The sequence below is a fragment of the Streptomyces sp. NPDC017056 genome (assembly GCF_044332485.1).
Classification (GTDB): Bacteria; Actinomycetota; Actinomycetes; order Streptomycetales; family Streptomycetaceae; genus Streptomyces.
Genome location: NZ_JBIRPD010000005.1, coordinates 383,681 through 397,457, shown reverse-complemented (window position 1 = coordinate 397,457; position 13,777 = coordinate 383,681). Strand labels below are relative to the sequence as shown.

The following is a 13,777-nucleotide window of genomic DNA, read 5'->3' as shown; positions in this document are numbered from 1 at the left end:
GTTTCCCGGAATCCTATTGGGTTCATAGATTTCTCCGATCAATGCCCTTTCCGCAGTGACCGGCGCCACTGCTTTTCGGGTTTCTGCGGTAAAGCGTGACGCGGGCCACAAGGTTCTCGCCGGTGCGGCGGGAAAGTGGCGTCCGGGGCCATTTCAAGCGTTTTTCGGGAGGTGCGTGGCGCGCTGCCGTTTGTGACGCGCGGCACGGGACTTCGGTCCTTTACGGCCCTGTTTAGTAAAGGACCACTGCCGCCCGGTGGCCGCGGGGCCTGGACTGAGTCGCTGATCTGCGGACTTGCTACGTACCCGGGCCGTAGCGGAAGCCCCTAAAACCTCTATTGCTTTCCGATTTGCGCATCGCTAATCATTGCTGAGGCGCCGGGTTGGAGCGTCGCGTAAATGCCTTCGGGGCGGACGCGGACAAAGCCACTCGGTCTTGTGCCGCCAGTGGCTTCCTGCTCGAAGATCCTGCCAATGGCTGCCGCCCGCCCATTTCAGTGATTGGAAGAGGATTTCCCGCATGCCGATGCCCACGCTGCTCCGTTCCGTTCGCGTGACCAAGACCCACAAGCTCTCCGTCGCCGTGCTGGCCGCCGCCGGCGCCACCGCGGCGCTGACGGTCCCCGCCGCGACCGGTGACGCGCACGCCGCCGCGTCGTCCGCCGTGCAGCCGGTCTCCGCGAACGGCCAGCCGGTGGGTGCCAAGACCAAGGCCGCCGACCCGAAGGCCGGCAACGGCGCCGAGAAGGACGCCCGGCAGGCCACCCAGCTCGCCGACGCGGTGAAGGTGACGGCCGTGGCCGCCCAGGGCCACACCGCCAAGGAGGCCGCCAGCCGCGCCGCCGACCGCAAGCCGGTCGAGGCCGCCAAGCCGCACTACGCGAACAACCTGGACGGCTGGATCAAGGAATCGCTGGCCATCATGAAGGAGAAGGGCATCCCCGGCAGCTACGAGGGCCTGCACCGCAACATCATGCGCGAGTCCAGCGGCAACCCGAACGTCGTGAACGACTGGGACATCAACGCCAAGAACGGCATCCCGTCCAAGGGCCTGCTCCAGGTCATCCAGCCCACCTTCGACGCGTACCACGTCGAGGGCACGGCCCACGACCTGTTCGACCCGGTCGCCAACATCACCGCCGCGGCCAACTACGCCGCCCACCGCTACGGCTCCATGGACAACGTGAACTCCGCGTACTGAGCCCGCGCGCCGAAACCGCCGGAGCGCCCCGGGACCACGGTCCCGGGGCGCTCCCGCCGTGTGCGGCGGCGGTCACAGCCGTCCTTCGCGGTCCTCCAGGCCGTCGATCTCCCGTTCCGCCTTCGCCAGCTCGGAGCGCCGGTAGGAGTACGTGAAGTAGACGACCAGGCCGATCAGGAACCACACCGCGAAGCGCACCCAGGTCTGCCACTCCAGGAACGTGATCAGCCAGAGCGAGAAGACCACGCCGACCGCGGGTACCACCGGCATCCCGGGGGTGCGGAACGTACGCGGCAGGTCGGGCCGCTTGTAGCGCAGCACGATCACCGAGACGCACACCACCACGAACGCCAGCAGGATGCCGATGTTGGTCAGCTCGGCGGCCTCGCCGATCGGCAGGAAGCCCGCGATGGCGGCCGAGGCGGCGCCCACGATCCACGTCACGCGGGTCGGCACGTGCCGCTTCGGGTCGGTCTTGGCGAACCACTTCGGCAGCAGCCCGTCCCGGCTCATGCTGAACCAGACCCGGGTCGCGCCCAGCATGAACGTGAACATGACCGTGAGGATGCCGATGATCGCGCCCACCGCGATCACATCGGCCAGGCCGCCCAGCCCCACCGACTTGAACGCCGACGAGAAGCCGCTCTCCGGGTCGATGTCCGTGTAGTGCTGCATACCGGTCAGCACCAGGCAGGCCAGCACGTACAGCACCATCGAGATCACCAGCGAGTAGAGGATCGCCTTGGGCATGTGGCGCTGGGCGTCCTTGGACTCCTCCGCCGCGGTGCTCATCGCGTCGTACCCGAACACCGCGAAGAAGACCGTGGCCGCGCCCGTGAAGGCGCCGCTGACGCCGAAGGGGAAGAACGGCGTGTAGTTCCCGGTCTTCACGTGGAAGAAGCCCACGCCGACGACCAGCAGCACGACCAGGACCTTCAACCCCACCACGATGGTCTCGAAGCGCGCGGCGTTCTTGATGCCCAGGGTCAGCAGGTAGGCGATGAGCAGGCACAGCGCCGCCGCGAACAGGTCCACCCGGTGCCCCTCGCCGGTCCCCGGCGCCCCCAGCATCCAGGCGGGCAGCTCCACCCCCATTTCGCCGAGCAGGAAACTGAAGTAGCCGGAGATGCCGATCGCGACCACCGCCACGATCGCGGTGTACTCCAGCAGCAGGTCCCAGCCGATGAACCAGCCCGCCAGCTCGCCGAGCACCGCGTAGCCGTACGTGTACGCCGAGCCCGCCTTCGGGATGAGCCCGGCGAACTCGGCGTAGGAGAAGGCGGCCGCCGCGCTGGCCACGCCCGCGACGAGGAACGACAGCAGCACGGCCGGGCCCGCCTTGCCGTTGGCCACCGTCCCGGCGAGCGTGAAGATGCCCGCCCCGATGATGCCGCCGACGCCGATGGCCGTCAGCTGCCACAGTCCCAGCGCCCGGTTGAGCTGCTCGCCCGAGCCGCCCTCCGTCTCCCGGATGAGTTCGATCGGTTTACGACGCCATACTCCCTGCCCCGCGCGCATCGCCACGTCACTTCCTCTCCGTCGTCGGCCGACGGCCGATCATCATGGCCCCTCGGGGGCGGCAGGGAAAGGCGACTCCCTGGCGTACCCGAGTGGAACCGGTGATTCCGGGCACCCGGAGCGGATACCGGCAGGACCAACACCTGCCTAACCCATACCGGCGGGTAAAGGAGCGGGCATGTCGAATCACACGTACCGGGTGACAGAGATCGTGGGCACCTCCCCGGAGGGCGTGGACGCCGCGATCCGCAACGGCGTCAAGCGGGCGGCGCAGACGCTGCGCGGACTGGACTGGTTCGAGGTCTCGGAGGTACGCGGCCACATCGTCGACGGCGAGATCGAGCACTACCAGGTCGGGCTGAAGGTCGGTTTCCGGCTGGAGGACTCCGAGGAGGGGTGACGGCGCCCCGGCTCACGAGTACCGGGTGACCAGGCCGCGGCGGCGGAAGGCGGCCAGCATGCGGCCCAGGAAGAACAGGGCCAGGACCAGCAGCGCGGCGGTGCCCAGCGTGGCCACGGCGAGTTCGTGCCACGGCGTGGGCCCGCCCGCTGCCAGGGTCCGGCCCGCTGCGAAGACGTGCGTGGTGGGCAGCGCCTCGGCGACCGGTTGCAGCGGCGCGGGAAGCGTGTCGACCGGGTAGAAGACCCCGGACAGCGGCATCACCACCGAAAGCCCGCCCCAGACCAGCGCCTCCGCCCCGCTGCCGTAGCGCAGCACCAGGCCCACCACCGCGAGGGCCACCGCCCAGCCGCAGAGCAGCAGCAGCGCCGCGACGGGAATCAGCCCGAGGCCCAGCGACGTCACGTCGAAGGCGTACGCGCCATAGGCCAGCGCGGCCACCATGCACGTGCTCAGCGCCGTGCGCACCAGGGCGAACAGGCCCACCCCGGCCAGGTACTCCCAGCCGCGCAGCGGCGTGCTGAGCAGCCCGACCACATTGCGTGACCAGGTCTCCTCCAGGAACCCGGTGGCCAGGGAGATCTGCGTCTGGTGGACCAGATGCCACAGGACGGTGCCGCTGAGCAGGAAGACCGCGAGCGTCGGCCCGGTGCCGAGGCCGGCGCCTTGGCCCGCGCCCGCCCCGCCGCCGGCCGCCTTCGCGGCGAACAGGCCGATGGAGCCGTACAGCAGCGTGTCGACGACCGGCCAGACCAGGACGTCGAAGATCCGGTGCGGGCTGCGGCGCAGCACCAGCCAGTGCCTGCGGGCGACGGCGCGTATCCGGTGCGCACTGGCCGCGACGGGCCCGTGCAGGCCGGATGCCTCGGTGGCGCTCATCCGGCACCCGCCCCCGCCCGGTCCAGGCCGTCGCGGGCCCGGTCGCGCTCGCGGTCACGCTCCTCCGCGAGGTGCAGGAAGACCCCCTCCAGGTCGCGCTGCGCGAACTGCCGCGCCACCTCCTCCGGCGTGCCGTCCGCGGTCACCCGCCCGGCCGCGAGGAAGACCACCCGCTCGCACAGCCGCTCCACCTCGACCATGTCGTGGCTGGTGACCAGCAGCGCGGTGCCGTGCCGCGCGCACAGGTCCAGGAGCCCGGTCCGCACCCGCAGGGCGATGTCCGGGTCCAGGGCCGCGGTGGGCTCGTCCAGGACGAGGAGCCGGGGGGCGTGCAGGGCCGCCTTGGCGATGCCTACCAGCGTCCGCTGCCCGCTGGAGAGTTCCGTGCCGATGGCGGTGGCCAGGTGGCCGATGCCGAAGTGGTCCAGGGCGCGTTCCACCGCCGCGCGCGGGGCGCGCAGCCCGTACAGGTCCGCGTACAGCCGCAGGTACTCGTGCACCCGCAGGCGGTCGGGGAGCGGCAGGTAGCCGGCCGCGAAGCCGACGCCGCGCATCGCGTCGGCGCGCCGGGCGGGCAACCGGTGGCCCAGGACGTGCACGCTGCCGCCGTCCGGCTCCACCGCGCCCAGGCACATCAGCAGGGTGGTGGTCTTGCCCGCGCCGTTGGGCCCGAGCAGGCCGACCCGCTCGCCCTCGTGCACGGTCAGCCGTACGCCGTCGACGACCCGGCCGCGGCGGTAGTCCTTGACCAGTCCGCGCGCTTGGAGGACAGGCTCGCTCACGCGACCTCCCCGGCCGGCTGCCGACGGCGTGCCGGCGACCAGACGCGTTCGGCCCGCAGCGGCCCGCCGCGGGCCAGCAGGCTCCCGTGGTCGGCGGCCAGCGGGGCGAGCTGCGAGCCGTAGCAGAGCACCGCCTCGCGCTTGCGGGCCCACTGCTCGTCGGTGAGGACGAGGTCGTGTGCGACGCCGAGGGCGTAGCGGGCCAGCAGGTCCTGGTACGCGGGCCCGTAGGCCGGGTTCCCGCCGAGCGCGCGGTCGGCGTCCGGCGTGCCCCACTCGGGCAGGTGGCCGGTGTACGGGAGGTCGGCGTACAGCAGGGGCAGCGGCGCGCCGAGCCCGTCGAGGACGCGCAGGGCGCGGTCGCGGACCCGCTGGTGGTCGGGCTGGTTGGTCCCGATGGGCAGCAGGACGAGCGGGAGCGGGGCCGGCAGCCCGGACAAGTAGGCGTCGATGCCGTCGAGTTCCCCGCCGTCGCCGTACGGGCCGTCGGGGTGGTCCAGTACGGCCTGGGAGACGCCGAGCAGTCCGGCGGCCCGCGCGTCCTCCGCGAGCCGGGCGCGGTGCGCCTCGGCGGCCGTCGAGAAGCCGCAGGTGCTGTCCCACCAGGAGACGGGGGGATCGCCCGCGGGGGCGCCGCCGAAGACGGTCACCACGGTCACCGGGGCGGGCAGCAGGGGGATGAGGCCCGCCAGGGAGAGGGCGGCGTCGTCGAAGTGCGGGGAGAGGATGACGGTGCGCGGCGGGGGAGGCGTCATGCGGGGGTCCTTAGTGCCGGGGGCGGTGCGGACACGCGCAGGGGCGTGCCGAGTACGGGGGCCAGGGCCGCGTCCCAGGCGGCGTCGTCGCCCTGCCAGCGGCCGGGGGCCGCGGCGGCGGTGGCCCAGGTGATGCCGGGGCCGAGCGTGGCGGCGTCGGGCGGCGTGGTGCGGCGCACCCAGTGCAGGGCGAACCGGTGGCCGGGGTGCTGCGCCGCGATCACCGCGCGCAGGCGGCGCAGGTCGGCGGCGGTCAGCTCGTCCCAGGCGTCGTGATGGACGTACAGCACGCGGGCGGGGGAACGGGCGAGGGAGCGCCAGCGTGCCGCCAGCGCGGCGAACTTGGCCCGCACCTTCGGGAACTGGTCGTCGATGTCCTGCTGGGTGAGCGGGGCGCCGGCGCCCGCCGCGGGGTGGAACTCGTGGTAGAAGCGGATGTCGGAGCCGCGGTCCAGGGCGCACCGGCCCTCGTCGAACGGTTCGGCCAGTCCCGGCCGCAGCACGTTGCTGAAGTCCTCAGCGACGGCCTCCACGACCGACTCGAAGTCGAGGTCGAGCCAGTCGAAGAAGTGGGCACGCCCGACGCCCGTGAAGCGCCGGATCTGGTACGTGGACTCGCAGTGGTACCCGAGCCCCACGCAGCTGTCGTACACGCCGGTTCCCCCTTGTCCGTGCCGTGGCCGTCCTCCCGTGTGCCCGGTGCCGCGCCGGGGCGGGCCGCCGTTCACGTGCGTAGCGGGCCGCGCCAGGTGCGGCCGCTCAGGTACTCCGCCGCCGCGGCGGCGTTGGCCAGCCCGGCGCCGCGGGTGAACAGGGTTGCCGGGGCGTCGCCGGGCAGCGGCCCGCCCGGCGCCAGGCCCATGTCCACGGTGACCAGGTCGGGGCGCCGGGCGCGCAGGGCCCGCAGCACCGCGAGCTGCCAGGGGTCGCGCGCCGCGTCCCGCACGACCACGGCGAGCGGTCCCGCACCGGCCGGCGCGCGGACCGCGGCGGGGTCGGTGCCCGGCTCCACGTCCGTGGCGGAGGCGAGCGCGCCGAGGCCCAGGAGCGGGGCGCGCAGCCCCCAAGGCGCCTCGCCGACCGCCAGGTTGGCGACGGTGGCCAGCCGTACGGTGTGCAACGGCCGGCCGTCGGCGGGCCGGGGCACGCGGTGCGCCCACAGGGCCCGGCGGGCGGCGGCCAGGCCGACGGCAGGCGACGGCCCGTCCGGTTGCCCGGCGCGTCTGCCCGGATCGGCCCAGGCGCGCAGCGACGCGACCCGGCAGGCCGCCTCCGCCACCCGTTCCAACGTCAGCGTGCCCCGGTCCAGCGCCTCCTGGACGGCGTCGTGGACCTCGGGCAGCAGCTTCTCGCCGTCGGTCGCGCCGAGCACCACCAGGTCCGCTCCGGCCGCCAGCGCGGCGACCGCCGCGCCGCCGTACCCCCAGCGCCGGACGATCGGGGCCATCTCCAGCGCGTCGGTCAGCACCACGCCCCGGTAGCCCAGCTGTTCGCGCAGCAGTCCGGTCACGATCCGCCGGCTCAGCGTCGCGGGCAGGCCGTCCAGCCGGGAGAGCCGGATGTGACCGGTCATCACGGCCCGGGCGCCGGCCGCGATCCCGGCGCGGAACGGCGGCAGGTCCACCGCGTCGAGGGACGCCGCGTCGCGGTCGACGTCCGGCAGTTCGGCGTGCGAGTCGGTCCGGGTGTCGCCGTGCCCGGGGAAGTGCTTGAGGGTGGCGGCGACCCCGGCGTCCTGGACGCCCCGGACGTACGCCGCGGTGTGCCGCGCCACCAGGTCCGGCCGGTCGCCGAAGGAGCGGACGCCGATGATGGGGTTGTCCGGGCGGGAGTTGACGTCCGCGCACGGGCCCAGGCAGAGGTTGACCCCCTCGGCCCGCAGGTCGCGGGCGATCGCCGCGCCCACCTCCCGCGTGAGCCCGGTGTCGTCGACGGCGCCGAGGGCGTGGCTGCCCGGGTAGACGCTGCCGCGCCGGTAGTCGAGCCTGGTCACGTCACCGCCCTCCTCGTCGAGCGCGATGAGCAGGTCGGGGCGTACGGCGCGAAGGGGCCCGGTGACCTCCTCGCGCAGCGAACCGGCGCCCGGGGGGAAGTTGGTGCCGAACAGGCCGACGCCCGCCAGGCCCGCTTCTGCCGCGCGGAGGATCCAGTCGGCGGGCGAGCGGCCTGCGTAGGCCGGCAGCAGGCAGGCGTTGACCAGGGAGATGTCGGCGCGCATGGCGGAGCCTTCCGGTACGGGAGGTACGGGGAGAAGGTGGGGCGGCCGGGCCGCTGCGGTCGGCGGCGCGGCGGGGTCAGGCGCCGGCGCGCCGCAGCACCAGCCCGACGCTGCCGCGCTTGCTCAGGTACGCGCGGCCGCCGCAGACCGGCTCCACCCGGGGCGCGACGAGCCGGGTCTCTTCCACCGTCCGCCATGCCGTGGACGCGGCGAGCCACGGGCGCAGCCGGGTGCGGAGCGCCTCTGGCTCCAGGGCGACGAACAGCAGGTCGGTGGGCAGGTCGTCGAGCAGCGTCAAGTCCTGCCCGTAGTAGAGCATTTCGACCAGCAGGTACGCGGCGCCCGCCGGGCCGTCCTTGGCCAGGCCCGCCAGGTCGTCGGAGCGGACCTGTACGGAACCGCTGCCGGCCTGGGCGGTGGCGAGCCGCGCGCGGAAGAGCGGGTTGGGTTCGGTGGCGTGGACGGAGAAGCCGTCCGCCGCGAGCCGGGAGGTCAACGCGCCCTCGCAGGCGCCCACTTCGACCAGGTGCCCCCGGTCGGGCGGGCAGTGGCGCCGTATCCAGGCGGCGGTCGTGTCCAGGCGCCGCGCCTCGTACGGCGAGGTGGCGAACTCCCACGGGTCGGCGACGGCGGCGGCCTCGTCGCCGAGGCTGGCGAGCAGCGCGAAGAGCCGTTCGCGTTCGCCGGGGTCGGCGGCGAAGAACCGCTCGACGGCGGGGATGCGCGGCGTCTGCACCACGAACTCCGGCGAGGAGGTGTCCAGGAGCGCGGCGCACGCGTCGTTGGCGAAGTCCAGCTTGGCGGCGACCTGTGCCCGTCCGAGGGGGCGGTCGAGGTCGCTGACGAATTGGAGGAAGGGGGAGTAGCCGACGGCGTGCCGCACGGTCAGCAGCGGCGTGGCGGTCGCGCCGGCGGCTGCGGCGAGCCCGGCGCAGGCGATGGCGGTGTCCCGGCCGACGCGGCCGCGGCTGCGCCGGTTGTCGGCGGGCGAGTGGGTCCACACGCGTGCGGAGCGGCCGTCGGCGGCCCTGCGGACCAGGTCGGCGAGGGCGTCGGGGCCGGGCGAGGCGGCGTCGTCGGCGCCGGACCGTACGTGCGGCGCGAGCAGGGCGAGCCGTTCGGCCGGGGTGGCGTCGGCGGGCAGGGGGAGGACGGTGCCCCGGTCGGCGAGGACCACGGTGGCCGGGCCGCCGCCGGGGTCGGGGTCGAGGAGGACGGAGAGGAAGTCGAGGACGGCGTCCTCGACCCGGAGTACGACCACGATTTCGATCATGGACCGGTCCCAGGTGCGGAGCTGGCGGGGGAGCGAAGCGGGTGCTGCGAGGACTGCGGTGGGTGGCGCGCCGTTCGCAAGGACCCTAACCGCCGCCGTCGGCGTGGTCCAGACCAATCTGGTTGAGGTCTGCATTCCGGCCGTGACCGTGGCCGGAAAAGGCCGGTCCGGGCGCCGTGCACCCGGACCGGGAAGGGCGGGCTACGGAACCACCGTCACCGGCCAGCGGCCCGCCTTGACCAGCCGCACCGCCACCGACCCCATGATCCGGTGCCCGGCGGACTCCGAGGCCCCCACCACCACGGCGTCCGCCGTCAGCTCGTCGGCCATCCGCACCATGCCGCTGTACGGGTCGCCACGCAGCGTGTGGAACTCCCAGCGCACGTCGTACATCCCCTGCACCCGCTCCGTCGCCTCGCGGATCTCCGCCATCAGCTCCTCGGCGACCTCGCTCGTGGCGTCCACGACCGGCGCCCCCATGGCCGCCCCGGCCGGCAGCACCGGCTGGACGTACACCAGGGCCAGCATGGAACCCTGCCGGCGGGCCAGCCCCGCCGCGTAGGCGGCGGCGCGCCACGACGAATCCGAGCCGTCGACGCCGACGACGATGACCTTCGGGCCGTCCGTACCGCGCTCGAAAGGCGCGGGCGTGTTCTCCTCCACGTGAGGAGGTTATCGGGCGCCTCCTTCCGCTCCTCGGCAGGGCTCCGCCGGGGCGCGCACCCCCGGTGGCACGGTGCGGCCGCGTCCCTCACGAACCCGGGCCGTCGCCGCGCACCGGGAGCACCGGCCGCCACGGCGCGAAGGCGCTCGCGTCGCGCGGCAGCATCGCGGCCAGCTCGGGGCAGTGCCGCAGGATGACCGAGTTCATCCCGCCGCGGGCGATCCAGTCCATGCCGAGCGGCGTGTACAGCTCGGGCCGGAAGTCGACGGTCAGGAACCGGTCGGACTGGATGCGGCGGGTCGCCATCAGTATGAAGACCCGGAAGGCGGTGTCGCTGAACCCGAAGCCCTTCGGCGGGTTCTCGGCGAACAGCCCCACCATCGTGTCGACCTCGTCGACGTTGCGGTAGACCTCCTTGAGCCGCGCCACCGTCCCCGGATCGGAGCTGATGTCCTCGAAGCGGGCCACCCGCGGCTTGTGCAGCCCCGCCCGGAAGTCGTTGTAGCGCGGCACCCCGCGCCGCCGGGTCCGTACGAGGTCGACCACCGACAGGTCGATGATCTCCCCGTCCCGTTCGAAGCGGGTCAGCGCCTGCGGGTAGTTGTGCAGGGTGATCGCGCCCGGGTGCGCGATGCCGAGCGAGTACAGGGTGTCGGTCAGCCCGGTCTTGCGGGCCACCGCCTCGGCCGCCACGCCCTGGATGTCGTCGAACGTGACGCTCTCCACGCGCTGCCCGAAGCGGTGCTCGCGCAGCTCGTAGTCGTCCGGGATCAGCGGGTGCATCCGGTAGACGGTGACGAAGTCCTCGGTCAGCGAGTACGGCACCTTATGGTGGTCGGGCAGGGTCTCGGGGATGCCGCGCAGGGCGTGCGACTCGACCAGCCACAGCCCCAGCTTGCTCAGCCACTTGTCCGGCGGGCCCTGCCAGTTGGTCTTCAGCCCGACGTCGATGGCCTCGGTGGCCAGGATCGCCGGCGTCCACTCCACCGTGTGGATCTTCGCGATCAGCGCCGCGACGATCAGCCGGGCCGTGTGGTAGATCCGGTCCTGGCTCATGGTGGGGTACTCGGCGTGCAGCGCGTCGCACAGCGCGTTGTGCTCCCGGGCGAAGAGCGTGTGCATCACGCTCAGGCCCAGCCACCAGTTCTCGTTGAAGCCGGTCAGCGGGATGCCGCCCGCGCCGACCGGGAGGTGGCCGTCCTCCAGGCGCAGCTTCGCGCCGTCCGGCTCGCGCAGCGAGCGCGCGGTGGCCTCGTCGCCGCCGTACACCTCCGAGCCGTCCCACCACGGCGAGGTGGTGTTGGTGAACAGCAGCGGCGGCTCGCCCGGCCGCTCGATGCCGACGTTCTCGGCGAACCGCATCACGTCCTCGGGCGGCCCGCCGGGCCGGTTCGTCCAGGCGCTGCCGGGCGGCATCGGGATCTCCACCGACCGCTCGCCGGTCTTGTACCGCCGGTGGTTGACCCAGTCGTGCACCTGGAACTGGATCCACGCCGCGGCGAGGATGTTCAGCGAGGACGCGGGCCGGAACGCCGTACGGTGCAGCAGCTCGCGCGCCGTGGTCACCGGGTTCGGCACGATGTCCAGGTCCGGCCGGTACACCGGCCGGAGGTTGCGGCCGAAGGTGGAGCCGATCGCGCCCATCCGGGGCTCCGACAGGTCGGTGGAGGAGCCGTCGTACGTACGGGCCGTCCGCGCGCCCTCGTCCACCGTCTCCGGCACCGGCACGGCCCGCGGCGGCGCCTCCGGAACCTCGGTGTCGATGAGGTTGAAGCGGCGCAGCGCCTGCCGCAGCGCCACCAGGTTGAGCAGGCTCAGGTTCAGCGGCAGCTTGTGCCAGGGCACGTACCGGTTGACGGCGCGGAAGGCGGCCCGCACGGGCACGCCGACGACGGTGTTGCGCAGCGGCTCCTCCGTGCGGAACCGGGTGCCGAGCCGGTGCCCGGCGCTCGCCCGGTACGCGGCCTTGCGCGCCCGGTTGAGGTTGCCCAGCGGGCGGAAGTCGTCCGTGGTGTGCCACGGGTTGAACGCCTGCGCCTCCACCCGGCGGGCCGCCGAGCGGGCCTCGGCAGTGGTCACGTCCTGCCGGGGGATCGTCAGCCGCCCGACCGGGACCACCGGCGCGTCCGCCTCCCGCCACTGCGCCGCGCCGTCCTCGACCGGGGTGCGCTTCTCGTTCACGAACCGCTGCACGCACAGCTCGAACTCGACGTCCGCCAGCGCCAGCCGCCCGGCCAGCTCGTGGCGCAGCAGGTCCGGGTCGTGCCGGTCGGGGGGCGGCGCGGGCGTGCCACCGGGCGCGGGCCGCAGCTGGTAGCGGACCGGACCGGCCTCGCCCCACAGCACCGCGCCACGGCTCCAGTACGTCTCGCGCGCCAGCGAGCCGACCGTGTGCCGCGTGGCGGCCTGCACGTTGCGGCGCATCCGCGCGGCCGTGCGCCAGCCCACCGCCAGCGGCAGCTTCACCAGCAGCCCGAACGCCTTCTGCACGGTGTTGCCGGCCCCCGCCATCGCCTTGGCGAACGCCACGAACTCCCGCGCGTCACGCGCGTGCGACACCGGGAAGTTGGTCGCCAGCAGGTCGTGCGTCTCCTCCGCCGACACCTCGACGCGCACGGCGATCCCCCGCAGGTCGGGCGCGATGTCCGGCTGTGCCGTACCGCTCGCGTTCGACAGCCGCACCATCGCGGGGTACTCCGCGCCCGGCTGCACGAATCCGGAGGCCAGCGCCGCGGGCAGCTCCTCGTCGAAGCGCAGCCTGGCGTTCTCCACGCCCAGCGCGGCCTTGGCGTGGAAGGCCCGCTCGACGCCCGGCGCCCCGCTGCTCTTCCGGTTCTTCAGCTGCACCCGCATCAACTGCCGCGCCAGCTCCTCGAAGACCACCCGCTCCGCCTCCGGGCTGCCGCCTTCGTACGTCTCGTACTGCGTGTGACTCACGGTGTCGGCCATGGCAGGACACCCTCCGTACGGAAGAAGGGCGCTTGACGCTACTCGCCCCCCGAGTGGCCGGACAGGGGGTGTTTCGGGCGGGATTGTGGATCTACGCGGAGGTCGGGCGAGCGGGCTGTGGTGGGGCGGGGAATGGACGGCTCAGGTCGGTCCGAGCGTCTCCGCCAGCAAGTGGGCCCATTCGCCGATTGTCCCCGCTTGGGCGGGATCTCGAATCAGCGAGTAGACGAACAGAGCCAGGGAGCCCAGAACGGAGATGCCGGCGGCGAAACGGTCCCCGGCATACGACCAGCTGGTGCGTTGCAAAGCCGAAGTCAACACCCGGTAGCCGATACCCGCTGCCACGACGAAGGACACGAGGGAATATAGCAGGCTCCACCACGTGGAGGGGCTGGGGCGGCTCGTGTATATCACCTGAATGCTCGTCCCCACGATGAGCAGCGGTACGGGGGTCAGCAAGAAGAGCAAGGCAGTGCCGAGGCCGTATAGGAAGCCACCTTCACAGTAATGGTCGTCAGTGGCGTAATCCGGAGATACGTAGGGCACATCTTCGTCGTCAGAGTCCAGTTCCCGGCCCGCACCCGGGCCAAAGTGGTAGTGGGTCTCGGTGATGTGCTGGTCGCGCCCCGCTTGGTAAACAGCCCCGTCGTCCGAAGCGCTGCCGTACATTCGCCAGTCGCGCTCCTCATCCTCCCATGAGGGGTGGCTCATCGTTCCGGAATGTATTGGTCGCGGCCAGCTTGGTAAACACGGCCGTGATCACGAACCTCGGCGCGTTGGGTGACATGGGGAGGCGGCGCGGGGTTCATAGCATGAAGTATGTGCGTCAATTGACGGACTTCTTCGGCGGCGGCGTGATCTGAAAGCAGGAGGGTCAACAGGCGCCCTTGCCATGTGGCATGTACAGATGAATCGTTCTGCGGCGCTCCTGCGGCTCCCCCGTGCGAGGTGGCGTAAGCTGCGTCGAGGTCCTGCATGCACGCTTCGACGTCGTCAGGGCGAAACCGGCGCCAGAGCGTCGCAACGCGCTCTCGAGCTTGTTGCCAGCCGTCAGTCGCCATGGCTGACACGATGGCTGTTCCTGCGGTACTTGCCAATTCAATGACCTGCGGGTCCACTTGCCCCCCCGAGAACCTCC

The 13,777-nt window shown here is 72.7% G+C and carries 13 protein-coding genes; 2 read left to right on the top strand and 11 right to left on the bottom strand.

Going from position 1 to position 13,777, the window contains the following annotated elements:
• Positions 1-520: 520 nt before the first annotated feature.
• Positions 521-1,201: a transglycosylase SLT domain-containing protein gene (locus ACH4OW_RS12525; protein WP_360130421.1), complete on the top strand. Its 681-nt coding sequence runs from the start codon at positions 521-523 to the stop codon at positions 1,199-1,201.
• 72 nt (positions 1,202-1,273) lie between these two features.
• On the opposite strand, the gene ACH4OW_RS12520 is transcribed toward ACH4OW_RS12525, so the two are convergent.
• Positions 1,274-2,719 carry an amino acid permease gene (locus ACH4OW_RS12520; protein ID WP_398027229.1) on the bottom strand — a complete coding sequence of 482 codons (1,446 nt, stop codon included), beginning with the start codon at positions 2,717-2,719 and terminating at the stop codon, positions 1,274-1,276.
• A 178-nt stretch (positions 2,720-2,897) separates the two neighbouring features.
• On the opposite strand from ACH4OW_RS12520, the gene ACH4OW_RS12515 reads away from it, so the two are divergent.
• The gene (locus ACH4OW_RS12515; RefSeq protein ID WP_360130418.1) at positions 2,898-3,119 is read left to right on the top strand and encodes a dodecin; all 222 of its coding nucleotides are present in this window, start codon (positions 2,898-2,900) and stop codon (positions 3,117-3,119) included.
• A gap of 12 nt (positions 3,120-3,131) precedes the next feature.
• On the opposite strand, the gene ACH4OW_RS12510 is transcribed toward ACH4OW_RS12515, so the two are convergent.
• The 10 genes from ACH4OW_RS12510 to ACH4OW_RS12465 all read right to left on the bottom strand — a co-directional run bounded on the left by ACH4OW_RS12510 (position 3,132) and on the right by ACH4OW_RS12465 (position 13,700).
• Positions 3,132-3,998 carry an ABC transporter permease gene (locus ACH4OW_RS12510; protein WP_398027182.1) on the bottom strand — a complete coding sequence of 289 codons (867 nt, stop codon included), beginning with the start codon at positions 3,996-3,998 and terminating at the stop codon, positions 3,132-3,134.
• Positions 3,995-4,780: an ABC transporter ATP-binding protein gene (locus ACH4OW_RS12505; protein ID WP_398027180.1), complete on the bottom strand. Its 786-nt coding sequence runs from the start codon at positions 4,778-4,780 to the stop codon at positions 3,995-3,997. The genes ACH4OW_RS12510 and ACH4OW_RS12505 overlap by 4 nt, the downstream gene beginning before the upstream one ends.
• Positions 4,777-5,535: a PIG-L deacetylase family protein gene (locus tag ACH4OW_RS12500; RefSeq protein WP_398027178.1), complete on the bottom strand. Its 759-nt coding sequence runs from the start codon at positions 5,533-5,535 to the stop codon at positions 4,777-4,779. The genes ACH4OW_RS12505 and ACH4OW_RS12500 overlap by 4 nt, the downstream gene beginning before the upstream one ends.
• Positions 5,532-6,188 carry a papain-like cysteine peptidase gene (locus ACH4OW_RS12495; RefSeq protein WP_360130406.1) on the bottom strand — a complete coding sequence of 219 codons (657 nt, stop codon included), beginning with the start codon at positions 6,186-6,188 and terminating at the stop codon, positions 5,532-5,534. Before ACH4OW_RS12495 ends, ACH4OW_RS12500 begins: the two co-directional genes overlap by 4 nt.
• Positions 6,189-6,259: 71 nt before the next feature.
• Positions 6,260-7,753 carry a glycoside hydrolase family 3 protein gene (locus tag ACH4OW_RS12490; RefSeq protein WP_398027176.1) on the bottom strand — a complete coding sequence of 498 codons (1,494 nt, stop codon included), beginning with the start codon at positions 7,751-7,753 and terminating at the stop codon, positions 6,260-6,262.
• A 76-nt stretch (positions 7,754-7,829) separates the two neighbouring features.
• Positions 7,830-9,026 carry a hypothetical protein gene (locus ACH4OW_RS12485; protein WP_398027174.1) on the bottom strand — a complete coding sequence of 399 codons (1,197 nt, stop codon included), beginning with the start codon at positions 9,024-9,026 and terminating at the stop codon, positions 7,830-7,832.
• 201 nt (positions 9,027-9,227) lie between these two features.
• Positions 9,228-9,689: a universal stress protein gene (locus tag ACH4OW_RS12480; RefSeq protein ID WP_360130397.1), complete on the bottom strand. Its 462-nt coding sequence runs from the start codon at positions 9,687-9,689 to the stop codon at positions 9,228-9,230.
• Between the two features lie 88 nt (positions 9,690-9,777).
• The gene (locus ACH4OW_RS12475; RefSeq protein WP_398027172.1) at positions 9,778-12,639 is read right to left on the bottom strand and encodes a peroxidase family protein; all 2,862 of its coding nucleotides are present in this window, start codon (positions 12,637-12,639) and stop codon (positions 9,778-9,780) included.
• Between the two features lie 141 nt (positions 12,640-12,780).
• The gene (locus ACH4OW_RS12470; protein WP_398027170.1) at positions 12,781-13,350 is read right to left on the bottom strand and encodes a hypothetical protein; all 570 of its coding nucleotides are present in this window, start codon (positions 13,348-13,350) and stop codon (positions 12,781-12,783) included.
• Complete coding sequence (locus ACH4OW_RS12465; RefSeq protein WP_398027168.1) at positions 13,347-13,700, bottom strand: hypothetical protein; 354 nt, start codon at positions 13,698-13,700, stop codon at positions 13,347-13,349. Before ACH4OW_RS12465 ends, ACH4OW_RS12470 begins: the two co-directional genes overlap by 4 nt.
• Positions 13,701-13,777 lie beyond the last annotated feature (77 nt).

Coding starts and splice junctions, on each gene's coding strand:
- ACH4OW_RS12525 (WP_360130421.1), top strand. CDS start 521: ATGCCGATGCCCACGCTGCTCCGTTCCGTTCGCGTGACCAAGACCCAC.
- ACH4OW_RS12520 (WP_398027229.1), bottom strand. CDS start 2,719: ATGCGCGCGGGGCAGGGAGTATGGCGTCGTAAACCGATCGAACTCATC.
- ACH4OW_RS12515 (WP_360130418.1), top strand. CDS start 2,898: ATGTCGAATCACACGTACCGGGTGACAGAGATCGTGGGCACCTCCCCG.
- ACH4OW_RS12510 (WP_398027182.1), bottom strand. CDS start 3,998: ATGAGCGCCACCGAGGCATCCGGCCTGCACGGGCCCGTCGCGGCCAGT.
- ACH4OW_RS12500 (WP_398027178.1), bottom strand. CDS start 5,535: ATGACGCCTCCCCCGCCGCGCACCGTCATCCTCTCCCCGCACTTCGAC.
- ACH4OW_RS12490 (WP_398027176.1), bottom strand. CDS start 7,753: ATGCGCGCCGACATCTCCCTGGTCAACGCCTGCCTGCTGCCGGCCTAC.
- ACH4OW_RS12485 (WP_398027174.1), bottom strand. CDS start 9,026: ATGATCGAAATCGTGGTCGTACTCCGGGTCGAGGACGCCGTCCTCGAC.
- ACH4OW_RS12475 (WP_398027172.1), bottom strand. CDS start 12,639: ATGGCCGACACCGTGAGTCACACGCAGTACGAGACGTACGAAGGCGGC.
- ACH4OW_RS12470 (WP_398027170.1), bottom strand. CDS start 13,350: ATGAGCCACCCCTCATGGGAGGATGAGGAGCGCGACTGGCGAATGTAC.
- ACH4OW_RS12465 (WP_398027168.1), bottom strand. CDS start 13,700: ATGGCGACTGACGGCTGGCAACAAGCTCGAGAGCGCGTTGCGACGCTC.